This window comes from Streptomyces sp. NPDC051907, from assembly GCF_040681075.1.
GTDB lineage: Bacteria > Actinomycetota > Actinomycetes > Streptomycetales > Streptomycetaceae > Streptomyces.
Window position 1 is genome coordinate 18,460 of sequence record NZ_JBFAYB010000076.1, and the last position, 26,999, is coordinate 45,458.

The 26,999-nt window shown below is 71.8% G+C and carries 21 protein-coding genes and 2 pseudogenes; 14 read left to right on the plus strand and 9 right to left on the minus strand.

All coding sequences use genetic code 11. From position 1 onward, the window contains the following. Positions 1–4: 4 nt before the first annotated feature. Both AB0M39_RS30450 and AB0M39_RS30455 read right to left on the minus strand, forming a co-directional pair. Positions 5–2,281 carry a bifunctional serine/threonine-protein kinase/ABC transporter substrate-binding protein gene (locus tag AB0M39_RS30450; RefSeq protein WP_365369242.1) on the minus strand — a complete coding sequence of 759 codons (2,277 nt, stop codon included), beginning with the start codon at positions 2,279–2,281 and terminating at the stop codon, positions 5–7. Further along, positions 2,281–3,078: a hypothetical protein gene (locus tag AB0M39_RS30455; RefSeq protein WP_365369244.1), complete on the minus strand. Its 798-nt coding sequence runs from the start codon at positions 3,076–3,078 to the stop codon at positions 2,281–2,283. Before AB0M39_RS30455 ends, AB0M39_RS30450 begins: the two co-directional genes overlap by 1 nt. 346 nt (positions 3,079–3,424) lie before the next feature. Between AB0M39_RS30455 and AB0M39_RS30460 the strand changes: the two genes are divergently transcribed. Both AB0M39_RS30460 and AB0M39_RS30465 read left to right on the plus strand, forming a co-directional pair. Then, positions 3,425–3,769: a hypothetical protein gene (locus AB0M39_RS30460; RefSeq protein ID WP_365369247.1), complete on the plus strand. Its 345-nt coding sequence runs from the start codon at positions 3,425–3,427 to the stop codon at positions 3,767–3,769. Beyond that, the gene (locus tag AB0M39_RS30465; RefSeq protein WP_365369250.1) at positions 3,769–4,419 is read left to right on the plus strand and encodes a hypothetical protein; all 651 of its coding nucleotides are present in this window, start codon (positions 3,769–3,771) and stop codon (positions 4,417–4,419) included. Before AB0M39_RS30460 ends, AB0M39_RS30465 begins: the two co-directional genes overlap by 1 nt. A 101-nt stretch (positions 4,420–4,520) precedes the next feature. Here the strand turns inward: AB0M39_RS30465 and AB0M39_RS30470 are convergent, their stop codons facing one another. Further along, positions 4,521–5,087, minus strand: a complete 567-nt coding sequence (locus AB0M39_RS30470) for a hypothetical protein (protein ID WP_365369252.1) — start codon at positions 5,085–5,087, stop codon at positions 4,521–4,523. A gap of 517 nt (positions 5,088–5,604) precedes the next feature. On the opposite strand from AB0M39_RS30470, the gene AB0M39_RS30475 reads away from it, so the two are divergent. From AB0M39_RS30475 to AB0M39_RS30485, 3 genes are all read left to right on the plus strand, one after another. After that, positions 5,605–6,432 carry a hypothetical protein gene (locus AB0M39_RS30475; protein WP_365369254.1) on the plus strand — a complete coding sequence of 276 codons (828 nt, stop codon included), beginning with the start codon at positions 5,605–5,607 and terminating at the stop codon, positions 6,430–6,432. A gap of 205 nt (positions 6,433–6,637) precedes the next feature. After that, positions 6,638–8,035: a serine/threonine-protein kinase gene (locus AB0M39_RS30480; RefSeq protein ID WP_365369257.1), complete on the plus strand. Its 1,398-nt coding sequence runs from the start codon at positions 6,638–6,640 to the stop codon at positions 8,033–8,035. A 164-nt stretch (positions 8,036–8,199) separates the two neighbouring features. Further along, positions 8,200–8,895: a pentapeptide repeat-containing protein gene (locus AB0M39_RS30485; protein WP_365369259.1), complete on the plus strand. Its 696-nt coding sequence runs from the start codon at positions 8,200–8,202 to the stop codon at positions 8,893–8,895. A 93-nt stretch (positions 8,896–8,988) separates the two neighbouring features. Here the strand turns inward: AB0M39_RS30485 and AB0M39_RS30490 are convergent, their stop codons facing one another. Beyond that, positions 8,989–11,148, minus strand: a complete 2,160-nt coding sequence (locus AB0M39_RS30490) for a M48 family metalloprotease (protein ID WP_365369261.1) — start codon at positions 11,146–11,148, stop codon at positions 8,989–8,991. Continuing rightward, the gene (locus AB0M39_RS30495; protein WP_365369263.1) at positions 11,135–11,677 is read right to left on the minus strand and encodes a hypothetical protein; all 543 of its coding nucleotides are present in this window, start codon (positions 11,675–11,677) and stop codon (positions 11,135–11,137) included. The genes AB0M39_RS30490 and AB0M39_RS30495 overlap by 14 nt, the downstream gene beginning before the upstream one ends. Before the next feature lie 432 nt (positions 11,678–12,109). Here AB0M39_RS30495 and AB0M39_RS30500 point away from each other — a divergent pair, with 432 nt between their 5' ends. The 3 genes from AB0M39_RS30500 (at position 12,110) to AB0M39_RS30510 (ending at position 17,008) form a co-directional block, all read left to right on the plus strand. Further along, a complete protein-coding gene (locus tag AB0M39_RS30500; protein WP_365369266.1) occupies positions 12,110–13,978 on the plus strand; it encodes an APC family permease in 1,869 nt (622 codons plus the stop codon). A 194-nt stretch (positions 13,979–14,172) separates the two neighbouring features. Then, a complete protein-coding gene (locus tag AB0M39_RS30505) occupies positions 14,173–16,104 on the plus strand; it encodes an amino acid transporter (protein ID WP_365369269.1) in 1,932 nt (643 codons plus the stop codon). Positions 16,105–16,261: 157 nt separating this feature from the next. Then, on the plus strand, positions 16,262–17,008 hold the full coding sequence (locus AB0M39_RS30510) for a DUF4118 domain-containing protein (RefSeq protein ID WP_365369271.1): 747 nt from the start codon (positions 16,262–16,264) through the stop codon (positions 17,006–17,008). A 96-nt stretch (positions 17,009–17,104) separates the two neighbouring features. Here the strand turns inward: AB0M39_RS30510 and AB0M39_RS30515 are convergent, their stop codons facing one another. The 4 genes from AB0M39_RS30515 to kdpB all read right to left on the minus strand — a co-directional run bounded on the left by AB0M39_RS30515 (position 17,105) and on the right by kdpB (position 21,911). Then, positions 17,105–17,641: a hypothetical protein gene (locus AB0M39_RS30515; protein WP_365369274.1), complete on the minus strand. Its 537-nt coding sequence runs from the start codon at positions 17,639–17,641 to the stop codon at positions 17,105–17,107. A 54-nt stretch (positions 17,642–17,695) separates the two neighbouring features. Then, complete coding sequence (locus AB0M39_RS30520) at positions 17,696–18,475, minus strand: GNAT family N-acetyltransferase (protein WP_365369277.1); 780 nt, start codon at positions 18,473–18,475, stop codon at positions 17,696–17,698. 204 nt (positions 18,476–18,679) lie between these two features. Then, positions 18,680–19,489 carry an SDR family NAD(P)-dependent oxidoreductase gene (locus AB0M39_RS30525; protein WP_365369280.1) on the minus strand — a complete coding sequence of 270 codons (810 nt, stop codon included), beginning with the start codon at positions 19,487–19,489 and terminating at the stop codon, positions 18,680–18,682. Between the two features lie 262 nt (positions 19,490–19,751). Continuing rightward, the gene (gene kdpB / locus AB0M39_RS30530) at positions 19,752–21,911 is read right to left on the minus strand and encodes a potassium-transporting ATPase subunit KdpB (RefSeq protein WP_365369282.1); all 2,160 of its coding nucleotides are present in this window, start codon (positions 21,909–21,911) and stop codon (positions 19,752–19,754) included. A gap of 698 nt (positions 21,912–22,609) precedes the next feature. Here kdpB and AB0M39_RS30535 point away from each other — a divergent pair. The 6 genes and pseudogenes from AB0M39_RS30535 to AB0M39_RS30560 all read left to right on the plus strand — a co-directional run. Next, positions 22,610–23,947, plus strand: a complete 1,338-nt coding sequence (locus tag AB0M39_RS30535) for a hypothetical protein (RefSeq protein WP_365369284.1) — start codon at positions 22,610–22,612, stop codon at positions 23,945–23,947. 170 nt (positions 23,948–24,117) lie between these two features. After that, positions 24,118–24,207 carry a potassium-transporting ATPase subunit F gene (locus tag AB0M39_RS30540; RefSeq protein WP_365369286.1) on the plus strand — a complete coding sequence of 30 codons (90 nt, stop codon included), beginning with the start codon at positions 24,118–24,120 and terminating at the stop codon, positions 24,205–24,207. A 26-nt stretch (positions 24,208–24,233) separates the two neighbouring features. Continuing rightward, positions 24,234–24,359 (plus strand): annotated as a pseudogene (locus AB0M39_RS30545) (sensor histidine kinase KdpD); the annotation flags it as partial. A 441-nt stretch (positions 24,360–24,800) separates the two neighbouring features. After that, on the plus strand, positions 24,801–24,890 hold the full coding sequence (gene kdpF, locus AB0M39_RS30550; RefSeq protein ID WP_018845955.1) for a K(+)-transporting ATPase subunit F: 90 nt from the start codon (positions 24,801–24,803) through the stop codon (positions 24,888–24,890). 8 nt (positions 24,891–24,898) lie between these two features. Beyond that, the gene (kdpA, locus tag AB0M39_RS30555) at positions 24,899–26,563 is read left to right on the plus strand and encodes a potassium-transporting ATPase subunit KdpA (RefSeq protein WP_365369289.1); all 1,665 of its coding nucleotides are present in this window, start codon (positions 24,899–24,901) and stop codon (positions 26,561–26,563) included. After that, a pseudogene (locus AB0M39_RS30560) lies at positions 26,560–26,999 on the plus strand (potassium-transporting ATPase subunit B); the annotation flags it as partial. The gene kdpA and the pseudogene AB0M39_RS30560, both read left to right, overlap by 4 nt.

A 26,999-nucleotide genomic window follows, 5' to 3' on the forward strand; every position in this document is an offset into this window, starting at 1 on the left:
CCCATCAGGTGGACACCTGGAAGGGCGCCGGACCCTGGTACGCGAACCGGCCGCCGTCGACCTTCCACAGATAGACCCCGCTGCCGTCGGGGACCAGGGCCCCGGTCGCCTTGTCGAACGCGAGGTTCTTGGAGATCCCCTTGTACGTGGCCGAGCGCAGCGCCGTCGTCAGGTTCTGCCGGGTGCGGCGCCCGGCGGTCAGCGAGCCCAGACTCCGCACGGCGAGCTGCGCCACGTCGTACGCCTCCACGGCGTACCGCTCCGGCTCCGCGTCGAAACGCTTGCGGTGAGCGGCTCTGAACGCCTTCGCCTCGGGTGCCACGGTGGCGTCCATGACCGGGGCGACGATCACCCAGCCGTCGGCCGCGTCCCCCGCGGCGGACAGGAACCGGGCGTCGAGCACTCCCTGCGCGGCGGCCCTGGCCCCCGGGAAGTCACGACTGCCCAGTTCCTTGGCCAGCAGCGCTGCCCGGTCGTGGTAGCCGGCGAAGACCACGGAGTCCGCGCCCCCGTCGAGCAGGGCGTCCATGGTCGGTCCGAAGTCGGTGCGCAGGGCGCTGACCACCTTCGGCACGGCCGGCTGCCGTGCCTTGCGCAGGAGGTTGACGAGGGTGCTGCTGATCTCCCAGCCGTAGGCGTCCGCCGCCCGGTCGTCGACGATCCCGACCGTGCGCGACTTCGCGGCCCCGCGCAGATACACGTCCAGGTAGAGCGGCAGGATCGTGTCCGTCACCCGGGCGTGCAGGAAGGACCGGCTGCCAGCCACCCCCAGCACGGTGGCGCCGGGCGACACCGCGATCACGGGCAGCCAGGCGGCGTGGTACGCCGCCAGCGAGGCCAGGGCGGTGGCGTCCGTGGTGGGACCGATCACGGCCAGCACGGAACGGTCGGCGACGAGCTTCGCGGCCGCCTCGGGCGCCCGGGCCGGATCGCCGCCGTCGTCCACCGTCTTCACGGCGAGTGTGAAGGGCGTGTCCGCACGGGAGTTGAACGCGTCGACCGCCAGCCGCAGCCCCCGCTCCTGAGCCCGGCCGACCGCCTTCTGGTCGCCGCTCAGGTCGGCGTGCAGACCGAGGGTGTGCACGGGACTGCTGGAGTTCGGGGCGGCTTTGTCGTTGTCGCCGTCACCGGAGAGCGCCGCCCACGCGGCCAGTCCGCCTCCGGCCGTGACCACCGCCGCGCCTCCGGCCAGCAGGAGGAGACGGCGTCTGCCGAGGGCACGGGCCGCGGGCTGCGCGGCCGCCGTGTCCGTCGCAGCGGCGTCGACGGACGCGGCGTCGACGTCGGTCTCGTCGATGGAGGGCAGCGCGAGCCCGGCGGCCGACCGTTCCGCGATCAGACGGACCAACGGCTCGGGGAGCCAGGCCTCGTCGCCGGGCGCCCGCTCCTCTTCGCCGGGAGTCTCGTCCTCGGGCGCTGGAGGGCGTACCGCCCGCAGGGCCTCCCGCGGGTCGGGGAGCGAGGCGGGCGACGAGGGCGTGGCGTTCGTGAGGGCCTCGGCCAGCGCCTCGGCCGTGGGCCGCAGCTCCGGGTCCTTGTCCAGAGCGCCGCCCACCACCTCGGCGAGCTCCGCCGGAACACCCTCCACGTCCGGCGCGTCGTGCACGGTGCGGTACAGCAGCGCGTCGATCGACCCGGTGCCGAACGGAGGGCGGCCGGTCGCCACGAAGGCCAGCAGGCAGCCCAACGAGAAGACGTCTCCGGCCGGTCCCGGATCCCGCTCGCCCCGCGCCTGTTCCGGCGGCAGGAACCCCGGCGTGCCGACGACGACACCGGTCGAGGTGAGCGCGGTGTCCTCGGGATCACGGGCCACACCGAAGTCGATCAGCCGTGGTCCGTCGAGTGCCAGGAGCACATTGCCGGGCTTGACGTCCCGATGCACGAGACCTGCCGCGTGGAGCTCCCCCAGCGCCTCGGCGAGCCGCGCCCCCAGCACCCGCAGGCTCCGCACCGGCAGCGGCCCGTGCGCGGCGACGGCCTCGCCGAGCGAGGGGCCGGGGATGAACGCGGTCGCCAGCCAGGGCTGCGCCGCCTCGGGGTCCGCGTCCACGAGGGGCGCCACCCACGGGCTGGTCATCCGGCGGGCCGTGTCCGCCTCGCGCCGGAACCGCTCCCGGAAGTCGGTGTCCTCGGCGTACTCGGCCTGGATCACCTTCAGGGCGACCAGGGCGCCGCCGGCCGAGCGGGCCAGGTACACCACACCCATGCCACCCGCGCCGAGCCGTCCGAGCAGCCGGTGGCCCGCCAGCTTGGCGGGGTCGGAAGTACGCAGCGGCTCCATCACTTCTCCTTCAGCCGCTGCTGGACGCGCGTCAGCATCTGAGCCAGGGCCGTGCTGCCCAGCTGTTCGAGTTCCTGCGCGGTGTTCCCCTTCGCGCCCGTCACGGAGACGGCCACGACGACCGTGCCCAGCCGGGCGACCATCCACCGGTACGGCTGTGCGGCGCCGCCGTTCCCGACGTACTCGCCGGCCTCGACGACGTAGTCGTCGCCGTACTCCTGCCCGCGGGCGCCGAAGGCAGTGCCGAGCGACATCAGACCCGTGATCCGCTCGTCGGACCGGGGTTGCTGTTCCGGGCAGCGCAGCACCTCTTCGAGGGTGGTGCTCAGCTGTTCGTCGGCGCCGAGGACAGAGGCGTGCACGGTGGCCACGGCCGTCGCCTCGACCGCGCCCCTGCCGCCGTCGGCAGGCAGCCTGCTGTAGCGGGACGCGCTCGCCAGCACCCCGCGCGGGAGCTTCTCCCGCTGCCAGCGACAGCTCTCGCTCAGCACCGCCCAGGTGCCCGGGGTGCTCTCGCCCGGATCCTGGGCGACGAAACCCTGGCCCCAGTCGCGCGGGGCGAGCACGACGGACCCGGCCAGTCGGCGCCCGTCCTTCGAGGTCCGGGGGACGAGGGAGGCGTCGGGCGTGAAGACGGCAGGGGCGGCGGACGAGCCGTCCGACGGGGTCGCCTCGGCGCTCGGCGACGTCCTGGCCGAGGGCGAGCCGCTCCGCCGGGAAGCCCCGTCGTCGGTCTGGGCGGAACACCCGGCCAGCAGACTTCCCGCCACCAGCAGGGTCGCCCAACTTCCCCGCATTCCACGGACGTTGTCTCTCACTCAGTCCCCTCAACACCGTTCGGCGCCGTCCAACTCGTCGAACGTAGACGGCTGGGAGGGAAGGGGCCTCGGTAGAACCACGTATCCGGCTACGTATTCCGCAGGTGCGCCTCCGGGGCAGGCCCGGCCGGCGCCCAGCCCAACGCGGGCCACCAGGCCGGGTGGAGGCGGTCGGGTTCGCTGTCCGGTGCATGGGACCAGGCTCCGGCGGCTTGGACGACCCGGTCCGGGCACTGAACCTACGTACTCGATTACGTAGTTCCCCCGACGCCTAGAGGAGATGCCGCGCAGGAGACTCACGCGACGGACGACGACGGGGGCTTCGATGACGGGCGGGTTCTCAGACGGCTGGACGGCGCTGCTGCTTTTCCCGGTGCTGCTGTGGGTGCCGTTCGGGCCCTTCATCATGGGCGCCCTGGGGGTGTGGTGCGCCCGTAGACCCGGCTCGCGGCCCCGGCTGTGGTCGGTGCTGGCGCCGCTGGAGCCGGTGGGGTTTCCGGTCACCCAGACGATGCTGCCCCTGGACGACTTGGACGATCCGGTCCAGAGGGACGACTTTCTGGGCGTGTTCTACGTCTTGGTCCTGGGCACAACGGTGCTGCCCTGGCTGCTCGGCTACGGCATCACGCGCGTGAGGCGCACCCTGCGCGCCCGCCGGGGCCGGGTCTGATGGCGACGCAGGACGGGGAGTCCGCCACCACGACCGCCCGAGCCTCTCTGGCGTTCCGCGGCGTCTCCGCGTACTTCGCCCTGTCGCTGGCCATCGCCGGGCTGTACGTGGCGTGGCTGTTCGGCGCGAAGGTCCTCGCCGGCGCCGGGTGGGTCGGCGCCCCGGGCCGGCTCGCGGTCGAGCGGTGCGTGGACCAGGAGTCGACCTCGTCCGACGGCGCCGTCGTCCGGACGTCCTGGTGCTCCGGCGCCTTCCGCCCGGACGACGGCGGACCGGAGATCGAGCACGTCATGCTCAAGGGCGGCCGCGGCGACGCGTACCTGCCGCCGCGGCGGGGAAGCAGGTGCTACGGCAACGCGCCGGACCGTCCGTGGTGGTGCAAGGGCGACCAGCCGACCTCGGTCGCGGTGCGCTATCTCGACGGCGAGGCGTGGACGTTCGGCAGCGGCCTGCTCGTGCCGGGTCCCGTGTCGCTCCTCGGCCTGTGCGGCTTCGGGGTGGGGCTGCTGCTGACCCTCCAGCAGACGGTGTGGCCGGACCCCGAACGGCGCCCGCGGTGGCTGCGGCGCCGCATCTACGACATCTGCGTGGTCGGAACGCTCAGTTGGGTGGTGCTACTGGCCGCGCTGGCGTTCGACGTCAACGGCTGACAACGGGTCCGCGGACTCAGTGAGCCCAAGCGGGACGGCCAACCTCCGGACTGATGGCCATCCGGGGCCCTTGTTCGTGTTGCGTGATGCCGTGGCGGCGCTCAGAGGGTCGGGAAGACCACTGCGAAGAACAGCCACAGCAGTACGGCCCAGAAGACCGCCGCCGCCAGCGACACGAGCAGAGAGCTGCGCCATCTCAGTACCAGGAACGGGAAGAGCACCAGGGCCGCCCAATGACCGGCCACGTCGATCGACAGGCGGGCGGCCTGACCGAGGGTTTCCGCGCGCCCCGCGGCGATCCTGCGCAGCAGCCGCTGGGAGACGAAACCGTACAGGCCGAAGACGATCGGGAAGAGCCACAGCGGGGTGATCGTGACCAGTTCGGACTCGGAGAACTCGTTGAACATGACCAGGTAGACGAGGGCGGCGCCCAACACGCCGGCCATCAGCGCGGTCACGTAGAGGGCGGTCAGGGCGGTCGGCTCCGCGGCGCCGGCCGGCGCGGGATGGGGCGCGAGCACGGGCGAGGCGTAGGGAACATCGGCCGACGGGGCCCGGACTACCTGGTGGCAGTGGGGGCAGCGGACGTCCTGCTCGGCTCGGTCGGCCGGAGCCGAGATCAGGTGCCCGCACGAGGCGTGGAACTCCACTTGCTGACGCTGGTTCATGCGTTGCCTTCCCTGTACCGCTCCCGTATTGCCCGACGCCGGTGACGTGTCGGTCGACCGAAAAACAGCTCCGACCTAAGGGAGGAGAACGCCAGAGAGCATCCAGCCTGCCCCGACGCACGGCTCGTGGAGCGATCCTCACAGCGGCGAGCCTTCCCGGCATCCGGGAAACTGCGTACTCGCACACGTAGTCGCGCGGACCCGTGGCCGGTACGGCTGGGCGAGGAGTCCGCGGCTGCCGTTCCGAGACGGCCTTGGACTGAATCTGCTTGCAAGGTCGCAGCTCAACAACCGGGAGCCGCCGCGGTCCAAGGACGTCGGCCGACCCTTTGGTGCCGCTGTCGCGGGGCCGGTATGCTGCCGGGCAGGCGGCCACGACCGCCGACCGCTGAAGGGGTCGTCCGCTCACGCCGGGGCCTCGTTGGTAGGCCAAGCCGTCCTTCGACGCATCGTGCACCTGAACCGCCTGCCTTCAGAGCGGCGTGTGCGTGAGGCGCGCTGCCGTACGGAGTCAGACATGCCTACGAGCCAGCCCAGGAAGTCGCGGAAGCGCACGCGGGAGATCCGAGAGCAGAGCCGGGCCGCCGGCACGCGGTACACCGAGGCGATGCGGGCGAACGACCGCACCCGAGCCGGCGGCCGGCAGTCGCCGCCGCCGCGCCTCGCCCCCAACCTGCTGCTGCCCCTCGTACAGGACGCCTTGGAAGGCCTGTACGCACTGGACGGGCTGCTCCTGAGGCTCCGGATGGACATGGTCCTGGACCATGAGGGGGTGCTGGTGGGCTACCGGGACAGCGAGGGCGTGCCGATCCCCGGCGCGCCGGTCGAGGACGTCTTCGAGGCGTACTGGCGGGTGCGCGACGCGCTGCCCGAAGGAACCGAGGAACTGGTGGACCGGACGGAGGAGTACCCGCCCGACATCCTGCTGCTGGTGGGCCCAGACGGTGGGAACGTGGTGCACCTGACCGCCGTTGAGGTGGCCGAAGCGGACCTCGCGCTGCTCGCCGCGTTCGCCGACGCACTCGACCGCGCTGCCGGCCCGCGCCCCGGCCCGGAGTTCGAGGCCCTGACTCAGGCGCTGGGCGAGCTCGGGCGAGTGCCCTACTACCCGTGGATGCCCGAGGGGGACGAGGCCACCGTCGCCGACTGGGTTCGGCGAGCACTGTCACCGGTCCTGCGCTCGCCCTTCGAGGGCCCGCGCGGCGCCGACGACCACGAGACGCTGTCCGGGATGCTGCGGTACGCCGAGGACTTGGGCTGGGACACCGTCACGGTAGACCAGGACGAGGAGGAGGCGGTCGAGCGCGTGATGCTGAACATGGTGCGCGCGGCGCTGCCGATCTGACGGGTCGCCCGGGCCGGGGCAGCCGCCCGTAAGGGAGGCCGTCGACGGACCGCTTTGGCCGGATCAGCACTCGACAGCCGGCTCAAGGCTCCCGAGCATGGCGCAAGACGTAGGGGCGCTACGGGGGTTCCCTGGGGTGTGCACGTGCCGGGTGTGGTTCCGCCGGAGCTCGTGCGGCGCGAGGCGAGGTAGGGGTTGAGCGGCCGTGAAGCGGATCGGGGACTACACGGTCGTTCGCCTGCTGGGCAGCGGAGGAATGGGCTCCGTCCATCTGGCGCGCTCGCGGTCCGGAAGGCTCGTGGCCATCAAGGTCATCCGGCCCGAGTACGCCGCCGACCCCCGGTTCAGGGAGCGCTTCCGCCAGGAGGTCGAGGCTGCCCGCAAGGTCGGAGGCTTCCATACGGCGGCGGTGGTCGACGCCGATCCGGACGCCCCGCAGCCGTGGATGGCCAGCGCGTACATCGAGGGACCGACCCTGCAGGCGGAGGTCGCCCGGCGCGGGCCGCTCTCCGAAGGGCAGTTGTGGCGGCTTGCCGCCGTGCTGGCCGAGGCGCTCAAGGCGATCCACAGCCACGGGCTCGTGCACCGCGATCTGAAGCCCGCCAACATCGTGCTGGCCTCCGACGGCCCCCGGGTCCTGGACTTCGGGGTCGCCCGGGCCGTGGAGGAGTCCCGGCTGACGACCGACGGCGTGGTGGTCGGCACTGCGGGGTACCACTCGCCGGAGCAGGCTCTCGGACATCCGGTCACAGGGGCGAGCGATGTGTTCGCTCTCGGCGCCGTCCTCGTCTCGGCGTCCGGCGGCAGCGCGTTCGGCCACGGCTCGCCCGCGGGACTGATGTACCGAGTGGTGCACGAGGACCCCGACCTCTCCACGGTGCCGCCGTCACTGCGGCCCCTGGTCCTCGCCTGCCTCCGCAAGGAGCCCTCCCGTCGCCCGACCCCACTCGAAGTGCTCGACCTGTGTGCGGCACACGTCGGGGCCGTCCCGCAGCACGACGACACGGTGCTGGACGACGAGCCGCCCCCTCCCGCCCCTGCGTCGGCGCCGTCGTCCGACCCGCCCCAGCCGCCGACGGTGACAGCAGAGAACCCCTCGCCTCCGCTTGCTGTGTACGTCGTTCGCAGGTCCGTCTGGTTCTTGCAGATCCTGCGCAACGCGCTCGGTGTGGCCGGACTCGTCGTCGGAGCGGTGCTGAGCGGCACGGACGCCTTCCCCGTCGCGGTACCGGTGACGGCCGCTGTCGCCGCCTCCCTGCTGGCCGTACGGCTCCTGGGCCTGCTCGGCACGGCCAAGGACAGCCTCACCCTCAGCAGCCGCGGCATCGGACTGGGCCCGCCGAACAACCTCGTGGTCATGCCCTGGCAGGAGATCAAGGCCCTGGAACTGACGCGGCACACCGGGTGGACGGAGCTGACCGTCCACCTCGACGTGGTGCGGCAGCTGCCCACGGGCTCCCACCACCCGACCTGGGTCCGCAGCGGCCGCGGCGTCACCCGCATCCGTGCCCGCAGACTCGCCCCGCTCGACACCACGCCCCAACTGACCGACGCCGTCCACGCGTTCGCGAGGTGGCGGCGGATCCGGGTGAGCGAGCGCTGAACCGTGCGAGCCCGTTGAACTGATTTCAGGGTCAACTAGCCGATCGTCAAGGCAGATTGGAGCAGGAGAGCCTCCGCTTGCGATCACCTCATGCGGGGCGTAGCAATGAGGAGAGGGGGAGTGCCCCGGCAGGGGTTGCCCGGAGCCTGGGGAGGCGTTTCCCCGTGTTTGAGGCTATTTGGTGGGCTCTCGTCGCTGTTCTCGTCGTGCTCGGCGTCTATTTCGCCTTGCGTGCGTGGAGAATGGCTCTCAAAGAGAGGGGGCAGGAACCCAGAATCGAAGTGCTCGCCGCAGTGGGGGGAGGGCTTCTTTCGGGGCTGGCCGTCGGGTTGGCGGTTCTCCTCATCCAGAGGACGTACGAGGATGCGCAGCGGTACTCGATATGGAAATCGGGTGTTGAAGTCGCCGACAGAATCCCGGGCTTCACTCCTGGAGAACGTGCGGTCAAGGACATAAACTTCAGCGGCAAGGATCTGCGCAACGCTGACTTCACAGACGCCGACTTGCAGGGAACCGAATTCAGAGACGCCAACTTGCGAGGCGCCGTCTTCGACTCTGCTGATCTCCGGGACGCGAATCTCATAGGGGCCGATCTCACGTATGCCAGCTTCGCGGAGGCAGACCTCCGAGGGGCGCTCCTGCAGGATGCCAGGTTCAGCTTCGCAATCGTGTCTGAAAACCTGCTGGTTGAAGGTGCGCAGGTCAACGCGCGCACGTGTTGGCCAGCCACTCTCATTGACGATCGGCTTCGGGGAGTCGAGGTGACAGACGCCTATGACGTCCACGGAGTCCGGCAGCACGACAGCGATGACGAGTTCGTCGGCGGGCAGCAATATCCGTGTCGGACGAAGAAGGGCTAGCTGTGTACCCCAGGCAGGGTCCCGGTGGCCCGCCTGGAGAAGCCTGATGGGTCCCTGCCGGGATTCCGGAGCCCTCACTCCGCCCGGCACTGGCTAACGGAACAGCAACGCGTCCCCGGAGTGCTGGAGCCCCACGACCGCGGCGACCGCCGCGAGCACGGTGAGGGCTGGAGCGGCGATGCTCACCGCTCGATGCGTTGTGCCCCACCGGGGCAGGAGCCCTGCGGGCGCCGCCAGCGCGAGCAGGGCGACGGCGAGTCCGGACAGGGAGGCTTCGACGAGCACGGTGGCCCACGCTTCGAAGGGGTTCTTCCAGGCGCCGAGGCGGGATGCCCACAGGGCGGTCGCCGTGAGCACGGTCGCCAGGGGCGCGGCGTAGAGGGCATGGCCAAGGCCGCCGGAGCCCCGGAGAGCGATCAGCATGACGGCGCAGACGGTCCCGGCGCACAGCGCGGTCAGCACATCGAGCCGCCACGTGCCGATCCAGTCGGCCGCCGTCGCGGACGGCTGGTACGCCAGGCGGGTCGCCGCCGAGGCGACGGCGGCGCCGACGGCGGTCACGGCCGGGAGGGCTGAGAGGGCTGACAGCCAGTGGCGCCCGCGCCGACGCGTGCCGCGTACGGCGGACCACACGGCCAGCACGGCGATCGCCGCCAGCGCCACGGCCTTGGAGGCGCTCGACGGGGAGTAGGGGCCGTCGAGCAGGGACGCGTTCAGCACCGGGTCCACGGAGAACAGCTTCAGGCCGACGCAGAAGTCCATCGCGAGCCACAACGCGCCGCTGAAGAGCAGCGTGTTGACGACGACCACGGTCAGCCGGTCCCGGGCCGCGGCGCGTCCGGCCCCGCGCCGACGGCTCCACAGCTCCGCGAACGCGGAGCTCAGCGCCGCGGCCCCCACGACGGCCGCGGGAAGAACGATCAGCAGCGGCCATCCGCGCATCGGCCCGTCGTCCGAGGTGCCCGTGCCCTGCAGACGTACCAGCAGCCCGGCCGCCGTGCTCACCGCCAGGGCGAGGTGGTGCCACCGCGACGGGGCGGCGGTCCTGCCGTGCCGGGCGCGGGCGTCGCGCCACACCGCGACGCCCCAGCCGACCGCCAGGAGCAGTCCCGCGGCCAGGGCGCTGACGGGCGCCGCGCTCCACGACGTTCCGGTGAGGAGAAGGGTGGCCAGGCCGTCCACGGAGTCCAGGAGGACCGCCGCGAGCAGTCCGACGACGAGGGTGTCCAGGACGGTCGGGCGCAGCTGCAGGCGGGGGTCGCGGAGCACGGCCAGACGGCGCCGGTGGGTGGGATGGTTGGCGCGTGCTGTGCCGAGCCAGCCGCGCTCGGCCGGTGGGGACCCGCCGAGCAGGACTTCCCAGGGCGCGACCGACTGCCCGCTCGCGGCGGTCAGGTCCGCCTCGTGCTCACGCGAGCGCATGATCATCTGAGCGACGAGCACGGCGACCACCACCAGCACCAGGGCCCGTACGCCGTACTCGGCCCAGAACGGCTGGGCGAGCATGCGCGAGGGGCTGGTGTCCTCCTGCTGCCAGCCCTGAACCGCGGCCACGAGGGGCGCCGCGAGGAGGACGGGCAGGAGCGCCCACCACACCCCGCGGGTGAGCCACACCAACGTGACGTCGCCCGCGGCGATATGCCCGATCTCGTGCCGGACGATCGCCTCCGCCTCCGGGTCCGGGAGCGCGCGCATTGCCCGCGGCAGGATGATGCGGGATCGGCTGCCGCGGCCGAGCACGAACGCCTCCCGTACGTGGCCCGCGCCCCACATCACGCGCGGCGGGCGCCGGACGCCCATCTCCGCGGCGATCCTGCCGGCGCGCAGCTGCCAGCACGGCGGCGCGGTCTTCAACGGCCCGGCGCCGCGCATCAGACGGCGCGGCAGCACCCACAGACCCACCGCGCCGAGCAGCAGCACGGCTGCCGACCCGGCCAAGGAGACCAGGGCCTGGCGGCGCTGCAGCGGCCCCGTGCAGCGCGACCAGTGCTCCATCTGGCCCTGGGTGGAGTCGGGGAAGAGCCGTTGGCCCGCGTCCATGCACCGCAGCGCCCCCGCGGCCCACGACTGGCCGAGCACCATGCCGTGGACCACCTGGCCTGCGAACGCGCCGGCGAGCACCAGGGTGACGATCAGCAGCGCATAGCGTGCGCCCGTGGGCGACAGGGTGGGACCGGTCCGGCTCCTGGGCGCCGCGGAGTCCGCTGTCCCCCTCGCGGGGGCTGCTGCCGCCCTGCTCTCACTGATCGTCACCGGATCCGCCCCCACGGCCGCGCAGGACCCTGATGACCGCCTCGGCCACGGCGCGGGCCTCGGCGGCGTCCGCGCCGATGCTCTCGGCCCACGTCGCCAGCGCGGCGAGGGCCGCCTGCTCCTCGCTCGTGTCCAGGGCGACCGGCGCGGCCCCGCCGTTCGCCTCCTCGGGCGCCTCGGCGCGGCGGCGCCCGAGGAGGCGCGTGATCTTCTCGCGGGCGGCGTCGCTCAGGGCGTCCACGGCCTGGCCGGCGACGCGCTCGGTGGCCACCTTCAACAGCCAGGCCGTCACCGGAAGGATGTACACCAGTGCCGATGACACGGTGATGCCGGAAGCCACGGCAGGCGTCAGCGCGGGCCGCACCACACTCTGCGGATCCTCGCGGAACTCCTCGAACAGCTCCGCGTAGTCCGCGGGCGCATCGCCCCGCATCACCGTGAAGACCTCGTGCCCGACGGACTCCAGGACGGCCCATCCGTCGGCCCCGTCGAGCCCTTGTGCCGTGACGGAGTCGGGAAGCGGCACCACTGGCCGCGAACTCCTCGCTCTGCGCGACAGAAACATGATCCCCCCAGGTCGCGTCACGCCCCGGTGGTCCTGGTCCAGGGCGAATATCCACACCGTAGTGACGGATTCGCCGTCCACGGCGGGCGCTTCGAAAGTGATCAGAATCGAGACAAGATTGGACGGATTCGCTTCGAATCGTCGGCATCGGTGTGCTGGGGGCGAGGTCAGCGGCGTCGGCCGGCGGCGGTCTGCCGGCCGCACAAGCGACCTGCGGAAACGGCCGATCGCACCGACCGGGAGCGTCCCCGCACGTCAGACGGTGTTCCGACGGCGCCGTATGGAATGTGTGAAGACAGGACCGGCGGGCGTATGGACGACGACAAGAAAGCCGGCCCCTCCCCGTACGGCACTCACGCTGTTCCTCGACCTTGCTCACTCGGAGGAACCAGCACCATGGCCATACAGACAGGCAAGCCGCACGCGCCGGTACCGGGCGCCGGCACAGAAGAGCCCCCTGATACCGGCGCCGGCGACCGGCACAAGCTCACCGCGCTCCAGGGGCTCGCCGCGCTGTCGCTGGACGCGATGGCATCGGTGGCCTATGGGCCGGAGTCGATCGTGCTGGTGCTGGCGGTCGCCGGAGCCTACGGGATGGGGTTCACGCTCCCCGTCACGCTCGCGATCGCCGCGCTGCTGGCCGTGCTGGTGGCCTCCTACCGCCAGGTCATCGCCGCGTTCCCGGACGGCGGCGGCTCGTACGCCGTGGCCAAACGGCACCTGGGACGGCGGACCAGCCTCGTGGCCGCCGCCTCCCTGATCCTCGACTACGTGCTGAACGTCGCGGTCTCCGTCACCGCCGGCGTCGCCGCCCTGACCTCGGCCTTCCCCCAGCTGTACGGCGAGCGGACCTGGATCTGCCTGGGCGTCCTCGTGGTGGTCACGGCCGTCAACCTGCGAGGCGTCGTCGACTCGGCGAAGGCGTTCCTGCTGCCGACCGCCCTGTTCGTCGGCTCGATCCTCGCGATGATCGCGGTCGGCCTCTTCCGCGACGGCCCGGTCAGCACCGCCTCGGCCGACGGCCACGCCTCCGCGCTCGGCGAGGGCGCCACCGCCGTCGGGGCGCTCCTGCTGCTCAAGGCGTTCGCGGCCGGCTGCTCCGCCCTCACCGGCGTGGAGGCCGTCGCCAACGCCGTGCCGTCCTTCCGCGCCCCTGCCGCCCGCCGCGCCCAGCGCACCGAGGTGGCCCTCGGCGCCCTGCTCGGCGTCATGCTGATCGGCCTGTCCATCCTGATCGGCCGCTTCCATCTCCAGCCGGTCGACGGCGTGACCGTCCTCGCGCAGCTCGCGGACGCCTCCTTCGGGCACAACGCGGCCTTCTACCTCGTCCAGTTCGCCACCATGGTGCTGCTGGCGCTGGCCGCCAACACCTCCTTCGGCGGGCTTCCCGTGCTGATGAGCCTGCTGGCCCGGGACAACCACCTGCCGCATGTCTTCTCCCTCAAGGCCGACCGCCAGGTCCACCGGCACGGCGTGCTCGCGCTGGCCGTGGTCTCGGCCCTCCTCCTCGTCGTCTCCGGCGGCGACACCAACACCCTCGTCCCGCTCTTCGCGATCGGCGTGTTCGTCGGCTTCACCATCTGCCAGGTCGGCATGGTCCGGCACTGGTCCGGCGAGCGCGGCAACGGCTGGCGGGCGAAGGCCGTGCTGAACGGGTTCGGCGCCCTGCTGACCGGTGTCGCGGCCATCGTCGTCACCGCCACCAAGTTCACCGAGGGCGCCTGGCTGATCGTCCTCGCCCTGCCGCTGCTCGTCCTCGGCTTCGAGAAGGTCCACCGCGCCTACGGCCGCATCGGCGAGCGCCTGGAGCTCGGCCGCGTCCCCGAGCCGCCGAAGCGGGCCCACTCGCTGGTCGTCGTGCCCGTCTCCGGACTGTCCAAGCTGACCTGCAAGGCGCTCACCGCGGCCCGTTCGCTGGGCGACGAGGTGCTCGCCGTCACCGTCGCCCACCCCGCGCCGGAGGACCGCAGCGCGACCGAGGCGCTGCGCCGCGACTGGGAGCTGTGGAACCCGGGCGTCGAACTCGTCGAGCTCGGCTCGCCGACCCGCGCGCTGGGCCGCCCCGTCTCGGGATACGTCCGCGAGCTCGCCGCAGCCCACCCCGCCTCCCAGATCACCGTGCTGATCCCGGAGACCGAGCCCGCGCGCCTGTGGCAGCGCCTGCTGCAGAACCAGCGCGGCTCCGTCGTCGCCCACGCCGTACGCCGTGACACGGACGCGGTGATCTGCCGGCTCCGGTTCCGCGTCGACGACGACGCGCGCTGACAGGCACCGCGCCGCTGGAAGCCCCGTCGGACGGCGGGGCTTCCTCGCGCATCGGGAGGGGCCCGGGTGCGGGAGCGCGTTAAAGATCCATCAGGATTCGCGTCGAAGAGCGTATAGGTGATCAGGCTGCGTACGCTGGCTCGGCCGTCGTGTCGATGGCCGAAACCATGCCGTACGACAGGAGCGCCCCCGCCATGGCCACCCCTCCTCGCACGTCACGCCTGAGGGAGTGGCTGCTGGAAGGCTTGACCGACCGCCCCAAGCAGCAGACCCCGTCCGAAACCGAACACCAGGGCCGGCCCTGGTGGCGCGTGATGTGCCTGACGGGCCTCGACTACTTCTCGACGCTCGGCTACCAGCCGGGAATCGCGGCCCTGGCCGCCGGTCTGCTGTCGCCGCTCGCCACGATCGTGCTCGTGGTGCTCACCCTCCTCGGTGCGCTGCCGGTCTACCGGCGCGTGGCGGAGGAGAGCCCGCGCGGCGAGGGGTCCATCGCCATGCTGGAGCGGCTGCTGTCGTTCTGGAAGGGCAAGCTGTTCGTCCTGACCCTGCTGGGCTTCGCGGCGACCGACTTCCTCATCACCATCACCCTCTCGGCGGCCGACGCCACCGCGCACATGGTGGAGAACCCGCACCTCACCAGCACCCTGCACGGGCACGAGGTCCTGATCACCCTGATCCTCATCGCCCTCCTCGGTGCCGTCTTCCTCAAGGGCTTCAGAGAGGCCATCGGGGTGGCCGTGGTGCTGGTGGCGCTGTATCTCGCCCTGAACGTCGTCGTCGTCGCGTCGGGCCTGTGGCAGGTGGCCACCGAGCCGCACGTCATCACGGACTGGTCGGACGCGCTGACCGCCGAGCACGGCAACCCGTTCATGATGATCGCCATAGCGCTCGTCGTCTTCCCCAAGCTCGCCCTCGGCCTGTCCGGGTTCGAGACCGGTGTCGCGGTCATGCCGCACGTCCAGGGCGACCCGGCCGACACCGAGGCCAAGCCCGCCGGCCGGATCCGCGGCACCAAGAAGCTGCTGACCACAGCCGCCGTGATCATGAGCGTCTTCCTCATCACCAGCAGCTTCATCACCACGCTGCTGATCCCGGCCGCAGAGTTCCAGCCGGGCGGCGAGGCCAACGGCCGCGCCCTGGCCTACCTCGCCCACGAGTACCTGGGCTCCGCCTTCGGCACCGTCTACGACATCTCGACCATTCTCATCCTGTGGTTCGCCGGCTCGTCCGCCATGGCGGGACTGCTCAATCTGATGCCCCGGTACCTGCCGCGCTACGGCATGGCCCCGCACTGGGCCCGCGCCCTGCGGCCCATGGTCATCGTCTTCACCCTCATCGCCTTCCTGGTCACCTGGATCTTCAACGCCGACGTGGACGCCCAAGGCGGCGCGTACGCCACCGGCGTCCTCGTCCTGATCACCTCGGCCGCCGTCGCCGTGACCATCGCCGCGCGCCGCGCCCGGGAGCGCGGATGGACCATCGCCTTCGGCGTCATCTCGGCGGTGTTCGTCTACACCACCGCGGTCAACGTCGTCGAACGCCCCGACGGCGTGAAGATCGGCGCCTGCTTCATCGCGGGCATCATGGCCCTCTCGCTGCTGTCGCGCCTCGCCCGCGTCTTCGAGCTGCGCGTCACCGACGTGGAACTGGACGACATGGCCGAGCGGTTCGTCCGCGACACCGCGACGCGCACGATCCGCTTCATCGCCAACGAGCCCGACAGCCGCGACGCGAGGGAGTACCGCGAGAAGACGGACCAGATCCGCGACGACAACGACGTCCCTCCAGGGGACGACTTCCTGTTCGTCGAGGTGACCGTGCTCGACCCGTCCGAGTTCGAGTCGGGGCTCCGGGTGCGGGGCGAGGTGATGCACGGCCGCTACCGGGTGCTGAGCCTGGAGAGCTCGACCGTCCCCAACGCGCTCGCCGCGCTGCTGCTCCACGTACGCGACACGACCGGACAGCGGCCGCACATCTACTTCGAGTGGACCGAGGGCAACCCGATGGCCAACTTCCTGCGCTTCTTCCTCTTCGGACAGGGCGAGGTCGCGCCCGTCACCCGTGAGGTCCTCCGCGGGGCGGAGCCGGACCGAGCCCGCCGCCCGCACGTCCACGCCGGCTGACGGCACAGCTCAGGCGACGGACGAGGAGCCCGCGCCGGGACGCGGCCGCCGCGGCATCAGGAAGCCGTCAAGTTCCCCGTCGGCGCGACAGCGACCGGCCGCGCCGGGAGGAACCTGGGAGGCGGGGGAGGCTGCTGCGAGCCCTGCGAGGTGCGTCATGAGGTCTGGCCTGCGGGAGACTGTCGCCGTCCTGGCCGGGGTCCTGGCCCCGTTGCTCCTGGCACTGGCGCTGATCCCCTTCCGTACGAGCGTCACGCACACGAACCTCGCGCTGCTCCTGGTCGTCGTGGTCGTGGCGGTGGCGGCGCTCGGGAGCCGCCTCGCCGGCGCCGTCGCCGCCCTGTCGGCCGCCGCCTGGTTCGACTTCTTCCACACCGAGCCGTACCAGAGCTTCCACATCCAGGACCGGGCCGACGTCGAGACCGCCGTGCTGCTGCTGGTCGTCGGGCTGCTCGTGTCGCAGCTGGCCGCGCGGGCCCGGACGCTGCGGCGCGTCGCGGTCGTGGACGCCTCCCATCTGGAGCGGCTGCACGGCACGACACGGCTGGCCAGGTTCAGCACATCCGCCGACGACGTCGTACGACGGGTGCGGCGGGAGCTCGCGGAGGTCCTCGAGCTACGCGAGTGCCGCTTCGAGTACGGGGCGCTCGTCGGGCGTCCGCCGCGCCTCGACCCGGACGGCAGCGTGAAGGTGGCCGGGTGGATCTGGGACGTGGACCGGCAGGGCTGGCCGGACGGCGAGATCGAGCTGCGGGCGACCGTCCACGGCCGCTATGAGGGGCGGTTCATGATGACGCCCGCGCCGGGCGCCGCTCCGCCGCCGCTGGAGGCACGACTGGTCGCCGTCGACCTCGCGGCCCAAGCCGCGGCGGCCCTCGGCCACTTCGCGCCGCAGCGGTCCTGAGGCGACGGGCCGAGCGGGGCACCCCTAATCCAGGCCGGAGATCCGGAACTACTCCAGGCCGGAGACCCGGAACTACTCCAGGCCGGAGATCCGGAACTACTCCAGGCCGGAGACCCGGAAGACCGCGTGGGCGCTCTCGCGGTCGACGCGTCGGGCCAGCCGGTCCAGTTCCGTACCGCCGCGGAGCAGGGTTCCGCGCCGCTGGCAGACGCGGGCGTCCGCCTCCAGGAGGCGCCACAGGGGCGGGTTGGCGACGAGGACGCGCGGGTCGACCTCGGCCCGGCCGCCGGCCGCGTCGCGCAGGATCAGCCGCTGCGCGACACCGTCGGACCAGCGGACGGAGGTCAGCCGGTCGGTGCGCACGGTCCGCCGCGTCGTCAGGCCGCGGACGGTCAGCCGGCCCGGCGCCGCCTCGACCCGGGACGGCAGGAGCACCGCGAACAACAGGGCCGCGAGCGCGCACCACAGCAGAGCCCGAGCCGGGGCCAGGGTGCCGTTCCCGGCCTCGATGGTGAGGGACAGACCGAGGAGCAGCGCCGCGCATCCGGTGGCGGCGCGCGCCTCCGAGGCCCATCGCGTGTCGTGGACGACGCCTGCGGCGCGGTCCGCCTGCGGCACGAGGGGGAGTTCCATGAAGGGGACGGTAAGCGCGGGACGCAGGCCAGGCCCGACGCCCTGACGGAACCTCTATGCGGCGGCGGCCAGCCTTGACGGGCTGCTGACGGGCCCGGTCGCGTAGTGCACGTACTCGCGCGCGAGGCGATATCCCGCGGTCCAGGCGAGGAGCCGGCTGGGCCGGTTGTCGCGGGAGCAGCTCCAGCTGGCGCCGTGCCCGCGCTTCGCCGCGTCCGCGGTCAGGCCGGCGACGCAGGCGAGGGCGAGGTGCTGCCGGCGCTCGTCGGGCGCGGTGGCGCAGGCGACGTCCTCGTAGCGGCTGCCGAGGAAACGGGTGCAGGCCACGGCGAGCACCCGGCCCTTGCGGAACGCGGCCCAGCCGAGTCCGGACGCGGCAAGGGACGCGGGTCCGCCCCAACTCCCGTGAATCCAGGCCATGGAGGGGTCCATCTCGGCGAGCGCGGGCGCGTCCTCGGGCGTGAGGCGGCGCACGGCCACCCCACGGGGAATGCGGGGCGCGGCCGGTCGGGCGCGGTGTACGTAGAGCATGCGCTCCCACGGGAGCAGCTGCTGGAAGGCGGCGCCGAGGGCCGGCAGGAACCGGTCGGGCGCCGCGACGTAGTGCCCCGCGAGCGGATCCAGCTGGTCCGCGGCGAGGGCGGCGGGGTCGCCCGCGAGGAGGGCGTGATCGCCGCAGGAGACGGCCACCACGCTGGGCCGCTCGGCACGGTCGGTCCACCAGTCGCCGTGCCCGGTGGCGGCCACGTGCTCGGCGAGGGCCGCCGCGCCGGGCAGACCGGACGGGAACACGCGGGCGGGCGCGGGCGGCTGAAGCGCGGGGTGGTGAATCACAGGACCTCCTGGAAGGACAGAGGAAGGACAGAGAGAGACGGCTGAAGACAGAGGGGGGCGGCCCTGGCAGAGCCGCCCCCCCCCGGTGGTGCTTGATCAGCGCTGGCCGGCCTTGCGGCCGTGGTTCGCCTTCTTCTTGCGGCGTGCCCTCTTCTTGCGTGCGCGCTTGGACATCGGTGGTTCGGGTCCCTTCGGGGGAGTGGGTCAGGCGGTGTGGCCGACGAGGACGTCGGCGAGCTTGGTGAGGCGCTTGACCGTGCGCTCCTCGGTGGCGGCGGGCGCCGGGTCGACGCGGTGCTCGCGGTCGTAGTAGGCGCCGTTGACGATCTCGACGGCCGGGTCGCAGAGCCGTACGACGTGCGCGGCGCCGTCGGCCGGGGCGACGCCGTCGTGGGCGTAGAGCGGCAGCAGGCTGGTGGCGCAGACGCCGGGGTGGACGGAGACGGCGCTCACGCGCGGGTCGGCGGCGAAGACGGTCAGGGCCAGCTGGGACTGGGCGTAGGCGGCGAGCCGCGAGTAGCGCCGGGTCCGGTTGGGGTCGTTCCACTGGATGGAGCCGGTCCGGTGCAGCGAGGAGGAGACGTTCACGACCCGCCCGCCCGTGCCGCTGGTCAGAGCGGGCTCCAGCAGGTGCGTCAGCAGGTAGTGGGCGAGGAAGTTCACCTGGAACGCGATCTCGTTGCCGTCGGCGGTGACGGTGTGCCGCTCCGGCGCGGCCATCCCGGCGTTGTTGACGAGCACGTCGAGGTGCGGGTGCTCGGTCAGGACACGGGCCGCGAGGTGCTCGACCTCCTCCAGCCGCGTGAAGTCGGCGGCGATCGAGCACAGCCGGGACCCGTCGACGCCGGCGAGGGTGACCAGCCGGTCGGCGGCGGCGAGCGCCTCCTCGGCGGTACGCCCGTGCACGAGCACCGTGGCTCCGCGTTCGGCGAGGAGTCGGGCGGTCTGGTAGCCGATGCCGGAGGTGGCGCCGGTCACCAGGACGGTGCGGGAGGAAAGGTCGGAAACGGGCATGACTGGTCAGTCCCTCAGACATGGAAGGGGTGTATGGGTACGAAGAAGGGGCGTCGGACAGTGGATGTCACGACGCCCCGAAGACTCCGGAGTCCTACGTCAGCTGTGAGCTGACGCCTCCGGGCAGCGGGCGGCACGACGGGACGCCTGATGAGGCGGCCGGTCGAGAAGGAGCCACGCGCTGTTCATGCTTCCATCGAACCCGCACCGGCGCCGCTGGGCAAGCACGGCGGCCCATCCCTGACGCTCCCCTGACGGGATTTCACCCCAGGCCGGGAACCGTGGAGACGAGCAGGTCGATCGCCTTGATGCCGACGAAGGGCAGCACCAGTCCGCCGAGCCCGTACACGGTGAGGTTGCGCCGCAGCAGTTCGTGGGCGGAGGCGGGGGTGTAGCGCACCCCGCGCAGCGCGAGCGGGATCAGCGCCACGATGATCAGGGCGTTGAAGATGATGGCGGAGGCGATCGCCGAAGTGGGGCTGTGCAGCCCCATGATGTTCAGCGCCTCCAGGCCCGGATAGGCGCCGGTGAACATGGCCGGGATGATCGCGAAGTACTTCGCGACGTCGTTGGTGATGGAGAAGGTCGTGAGCGCGCCGCGGGTGATCAGGAGCTGCTTGCCGATCTCGACGATCTCGAGGAGCTTCGTCGGGTTGGAGTCCAGGTCCACCATGTTCCCGGCCTCCTTGGCGGCCGAGGTGCCGGTGTTCATGGCGACGCCCACGTCGGCCTGGGCCAGCGCGGGCGCGTCGTTGGTGCCGTCGCCGGTCATCGCGACGAGCCTGCCGCCCTCCTGCTCCCGCTTGATGAGCGCGAGCTTGTCCTCGGGCGTGGCCTCCGCCAGATAGTCGTCGACGCCGGCCTCCCGGGCGATGGCCTTCGCGGTCAGCGGGTTGTCGCCGGTGATCATCACCGTACGGATGCCCATGCGGCGCAGCTCCGCGAACCGCTCGCGGATGCCGTCCTTCACCACGTCCTTGAGATGGACGATGCCCAGGACCCGGGGCCCGTCCCAGTCGTGCACCGCCACCAGCAGCGGCGTGCCGCCGGCGGCCGCGATCGCGTCGCTCCAGATACGAGCCTCGGTGGGCGGCGTACCCCCGTACATCTCCACCCAGCCGATGACCTGGGCCGCGGCGCCCTTGCGGATATGGCAGGCGGCGCCGTTGTCCCAGCGCAGGTCGATCCCGCTCATCCGGGTCTGGGCGCTGAACGTCACGAACCGGGCGTTGGCGAGCTCCCCCTCGGCCGGCGCCCGCAGCCCGTGCCGCTCCTTCGCCAGGACGACCACCGACCGCCCCTCCGGGGTCTCGTCGGCGAGCGAGGACAGCTGGGCCGCGTCGGCCAGCGTCAGCTCCTCCACCCCCGGCAGAGGGATGAAGGAGGCGGCCGCGCGGTTGCCGAGCGTGATGGTTCCGGTCTTGTCGAGCAGCAGCGTGGTGACGTCGCCGGCGGCCTCGACCGCGCGACCGGACATGGCGAGGACGTTGCGCTGCACGAGCCGGTCCATCCCCGCGATGCCGATCGCCGACAGCAGCGCCCCGATCGTCGTCGGGATCAGTGTCACCAGCAGGGCGACGAGCACGGTCGTCGACTGGGCGGCGGAGGCGTACTGGGCCATCGGCTGGAGTGCGACGACCACCAGGAGGAAGACGACGGTGAGCGCCGCGAGCAGGATGTTGAGCGCGATCTCGTTCGGCGTCTTCTGTCGCTGCGCGCCCTCGACCAGGGCGATCATCCGGTCCATGAAGGAGTGGCCGGGGCGGGAGGTGACCCGGACGACGATCCGGTCCGACAGCACCGTCGTCCCGCCCGTCACCCCCGACCGGTCGCCGCCCGACTCCCTCACCACCGGGGCCGATTCGCCGGTCACGGCCGACTCGTCGACCGCCGCGATCCCGTCGACCACATCGCCGTCGGCCGGGATCAGCTCGCCCGCCTCCACCAGGACGCAGTCGAAGAGCTGGAGGTCGGTGGCGGCGACGGCCTCCGTCTCGGCCCGGTCCAGGTCGGCGCCGTACCGCCAGTGCTTCAGCCGGAGCGCGACCGTGTCCGTCCGGGCCCGGCGCAGCGACTCGGCCTGCGCCCGGCCGCGGCCCTCGGCCACCGCCTCCGCGAGATTCGCGAAGATCACCGTCAGCCACAGCCAGACGCTGACCACCCAGGTGAACACGGAGGGGTTGAGCAGCGCGGAGAGCGTGGTGAGCGCCGACCCCACCGCCACCACGAACAGCACCGGATTGCGCACCAGGGCCCGCGGATGCAGCTTGCGCGCGGCCTCCGGGAGGCATTTCACCAGCTGTACGGGATCGAGTAGCCCGCCCCGCACCGCGCGCCGCCGCCGTGGCCGGCGTGTCGGGCGGCGGTGCGGTGCGGAGGGAGGGGGAGCCGGTGACGCCTGCTGGGGCGCTGCGGGATGCATCGAAGACGACCTTCTGATGGGCCCGGCCGCCCGAGCGAGGACGCCGGGGAGAAAGCGAAAAGGGAAGTACAACGCGCTCGCGCCCCCGGGGGGAGCGCGGAGTCCCGGCCCCCTGCAGCGGCCGACGACGGTCGCGGCACAAGGGCACGGCCGCTGGATGGGAGGGGCGGCACGTGCCCTCGTGGCCGGGGACGGTCAGGCCACTGACGTCCACGGATCGGTGAGCGACCCGAGAGGAATCTAGACGGACCCCGGGCCCTGGGCCGTCGTCGGAGCGGGGTTCTTGACGGCCCTCTGACGACGGGCGGAATCGCCCGTCAACGCGCCGTCAGGGGTGGTCGAAAGAGCGTCAGGAGGGCGTCAACGCGGGCGGTTCGACCCCGAGAGCGATCACACAATGATCGCCACGGGGGATCGGACGACCGTCCGAAGTGCGTGAGGTTGGAGGGAGCGTGGCCACCACAGCCGGTGTCGCGCACAGTCCGGAATCGACGGCCCGGACTGGCCATGAGACGCACCACAGGACGGTTGAACGACCAGAGGGCGGTCCCGGTCCGAAGCCACGTGGGGGGCCTCGGCCGGGCGGTCGTCCCGCCGCCGGAAGCCGGTTCCTGGACCGCGCGCGCGAGCGTCGCAGCGCCTTCCGCCGCCGGTACTGGGACACGCTCCCCGCCCGACTGCGTCTGCTGCGCGCCGCCGTGATCCTGGCCGCCGCCGGCTGCGCCGCACTGCTCCTGGTCGCGGGACTCGCGGCCACCAGCACATGGGACGCCGTCGCCGATCGCCACTCCCCGCGGACCGTCAGCGCGGCGGGCCTCAACCTCGCTCTCAACGACATGGACGCCCAGGCCGCCAACTCCCTGCTGGCGAACGGCGACGCGGGCAAGGGCCGGATGACGGTCCCGTACGACAAAGCCACCGTCCTGTACGACGAGGCCCGCCGCGCCGTCAGCCGCGAGCTGCGCACCCTCGCGGTCGCGGCGGAGGGCGACCCCGAGGCCCAGCGGACCGTCGAGGACCTCACCGACCAGTTCGCGCAGTACCAGGAGCTCATCGGCCGCGCGCTGGAGAACGACACCCGCCCCGGAGGCAAGACGGCCGCCGTCGCCGACTACCGCGCCGCGACCGGACTGCTCTCGGAGCGCCTGCTGCCCGAGGCGCGCGTCCTCGTCGACGCGAACAACCGGCACTTCGAGGCCGCCTACGACTCCGAACGCGCCGACCTCCGCCTCCAGTCGGGCCTGCTCCTGGTCCTGGGCGCGGTGCTGCTCGCCGTTCTCCTCCTGCTCCAGTGGTACCTCGCCCGGCGCTTCCACCGCATCCTCAACCCGGCCGTCCTCGCCGCCACGGCCTGCGCGCTCCTCGCCCTCGTCGTCGGCGCCCAGGCCCTCGCCACGGTCTCCGAGCAGCTGCGCGTCGCCCGTCGTGACGCCTTCGACTCCGTCGTCGCCCTCTCCCGGGCCCGGTCGCTCGCCTACGACGCGAACGCCGACGAGAGCCGCTACCTCCTCGACACCGGCGCCCGCACTCACTACGAGACCGCATTTCTCGCCAAGTCCCAGAGCCTGTACGGGATTCAGGGCGCCGATCTCGACACGTACGAGCAGCGGCTGACCGAGACCTGGGAGGCGTACCGGGCGGACCACGAGGACAAACAGTTCACCGGCGAGTTCCGGCGGGAGCTGGACAACATCACCTTCGCCGGCGAGCGCGCCGCCGCCGAGCGGACCGTCGAGGCGTACGCCGTCTACCAGCGCGACGACCGGACGATCCGGGCGCTGGTCGCCGACGGCAAGGAGCAGGAGGCGGTCGCCTTCTGCATCAGCTGGGATCCGGGGAAGTCCAACGCCCACTTCGGGGCGTGGATGAAAGCCCTGGACGAGGTCACGGGGATCAACCAGGCCGCCTTCGACACGGCGGTGCGGGACGGCAGAGGCGCCGTCTCCGGGCTGCTGCCCTCGGCGGCCCCGGCGCTGTTCGGCGTGGCCGTTCTCACCGCCCTCGGGCTGCGTCCTCGCCTCGCCGAGTTCCGCTGAACGGGCGAGCCGGCGTACGGGCTGCGTCAAGACGCCGTCAGCATCCCGAACTCCGATGCCAGAGGCCCGTCAAGGTGTCCGTGCGGACGGTCGCGCACCGGGTTTCCTGAAGGCGGGAGCCCGTACAGGCGGCTCCCAGGAAGACTCTTCTCAGAGGGAGTTGATCGCTCATGGGCTTGGAGAACGTGGTCGGCCTCATCGTGGCCGCCGCTATCGTCGGATACCTCGTGGTCGCGGTGAAGCGCCCGGAGAAGTTCTGACCGCCCACACACCGCCGAAGTCGGCCCTGCCGCAGACACCCCGGGGGAAGCTCTAGGTCTTCGTCGGCGCCGCCGCCGGAGTCGGAGAGACCTACGGGATGCTCGACGAGGGCCGGCGCCGAGCGGCACGCGACACCGACGTGGTCGTCGGGCTGCGGCGGGCAGCACCTCCTCCAGCGCGGTCGCCCGAAGGCGTTCCAGCGCCTCGGCGACACCGACAACACCACCGGCGTAGGCCTCGGCCTCGCCGTGGCCGACACCGTCCCTGGGCCATCGCTCCGGGCTCGCCTGCGGACGGTGGACTGACCGCCCGGCGGCGGCCGGGAGGTCCGAGGCGCAGAGGGGAACGGACGGTCGAGCGACGCAGTTCCGCGGTGCGCGGCAGAAGTGCGTACGGGATGCGTCAAGAGCGCGCCGCAGGGCGTATGAGGGGCGTTAACGGAAGCCGTGGCCTGGCTGAAAAGCGATTTCCTCATCTGGTCCGAGAATCCGTATCTCATCTAGGAGCACACGATGGCCGACGTGGCCTTCGTCGTCGTCACGATCGCGGTCTTCGCGCTGGTGGCCTTCATCGCCAAGGGGGTGGCGAAGCTGTGACTGCCGAGAACATCGTCGGTCTCGTTGTGGCCGTCGCTCTGCTGGGCTATCTCGTCCTCGCCCTCGTCAAGCCGGAGAGGTTCTGAGTACGGATATGAGTCCTGTTGTTGCTGGTGTGCTCCAGCTGCTGGCCCTGGTGGCCGCGCTCGCACTGGTCTACCGTCCGCTGGGCGACTACATGGCCCGGGTCTACTCCTCCGAGAAGCATCTGCGGGTCGAGAGGTGGGTCTACAGGGCGATCGGCGCGAATCCGGACACGGAGATGCGGTGGCCGGCCTATCTGCGCGGGGTGCTGGCGTTCTCGGCGGTGGGCGTGCTGTTCCTGTATCTGCTGCAGCGGGTGCAGGGGTCGCTGCCGGGGTCGTTGGGGTTCGCGTCGATCGACCCGGACCAGGCGTTCAACACGGCCGCGTCGTTCGTGGCGAACACGAACTGGCAGTCGTACTACGGCGAGCAGGCCATGGGCCATGTGGTGCAGACCGGCGGTCTGGCGGTGCAGAACTTCGTGTCGGCGGCGGTGGGCATCGCGGTGGCGGTGGCGCTGGTGCGGGGCTTCGCCCGCTCCCGGACGGGCGAGCTGGGCAACTTCTGGTCCGACCTGGTGCGCGGCACCGTGCGGATCCTGCTGCCGATCTCCGTGGTCGGCGCGATCGTGCTGGTGGCGTGCGGGGCGATCCAGAACTTCGCCGGGATCCACGAGGTCGGCCAGTTCATGGGCGGCGCGCAGCAGTGGAACGGCGGCGCGGTGGCCTCGCAGGAGGTCATCAAGGAGCTGGGCACGAACGGCGGCGGCTACTTCAACGCCAACTCGGCCCACCCCTTCGAGAACCCCAATCCGATCTCGAACCTGTTCGAGGTCTTCCTGATCCTGGTGATCCCGTTCGCGCTGACGCGCACGTTCGGCCGGATGGTCGGCAGTCTGCGCCAGGGGTACGCGATCCTGGCGACGATGGGCGCGATCTGGGTCGGGTTCACGGCGCTGATGATGTGGACGGAGTTCGCGCACGGCGGTCCGGCGTTCGACCTGGCCGGCGGGGCGATGGAGGGCAAGGAGACCCGGTTCGGCGTCGGCGGCTCGTCGATCTTCGCCGTGGCCACCACGCTGACCTCGACGGGCGCGGTGAACTCGTTCCACTCCTCGTTCACCGGGTTCGGCGGCGGCATCACGATGCTGGGGATGCAGCTGGGCGAGATCGCGCCCGGCGGGGTGGGCTCGGGCCTGTACGGGATGCTGGTGATGGCGGTCATCGCGGTGTTCATCGCGGGCCTGATGGTCGGCCGGACCCCGGAGTACCTGGGCAAGAAGATCGGCACCCGCGAGATCAAGTTCGCGGCCTGCTACATCCTGGTGACCCCGGCGCTGGTGCTGGGCTTCACGGCGGCCTCGTTCGCCCTGGACACCCCGGCGGACTCGATGACGAACTCCGGCGCGCACGGCTTCTCCGAGATCCTGTACGCGTTCACGTCGGGGGCGAACAACAACGGGTCGGCGTTCGCGGGTCTGAACGCGGACACGCAGTGGTTCAACTCGACGATCGGCATCGCGATGCTGCTGGGCCGGTTCCTGCCGATGGTGTTCGTCCTGGCGCTGGCCGGGTCGCTGGCGGAGCAGAAGCCGGTCCCCGAGACGGCGGGCACGCTGCGGACGGAGAAGCCGCTGTTCACCGGCCTGCTGGTCGGCACGATCATGATCATCACCGGTCTGACCTACTTCCCGGCCCTCGCGCTGGGCCCGCTTGCCGAAGGGCTGGCGTCATGACCATCGACGTAGAGAAGCAGGACGCCATGTCCACCACTGCCCCCGCCCGTGCTCCCCACTCCGACGTTCCCACCGGCCACAAGCCGGAGCAGACACGCGTCGGCGGCGGTCTGTTCGACCCCAAGCAGCTGGTCAAGTCCTTCCCGGACGCCGTGCGCAAGCTCGATCCGCGGGTGATGGTCAAGTCGCCGGTCATGTTCGTGGTGCTGGTCGGCTCGGTGGTCACCACCGTGCTGGCGCTCAAGGACCCGACGGACTGGTTCGGGTGGGCGATCACGGCCTGGCTGTGGCTGACCACGGTCTTCGCGAACCTGGCGGAGGCGGTGGCCGAGGGCCGGGGCAAGGCGCAGGCCGACACTCTGCGCAAGGCCAAGACCGACACCGTCGCCCGCCGCCTGGTCGGCGAGGACGAGGAGCAGGTCCCGGGCGCCGAGCT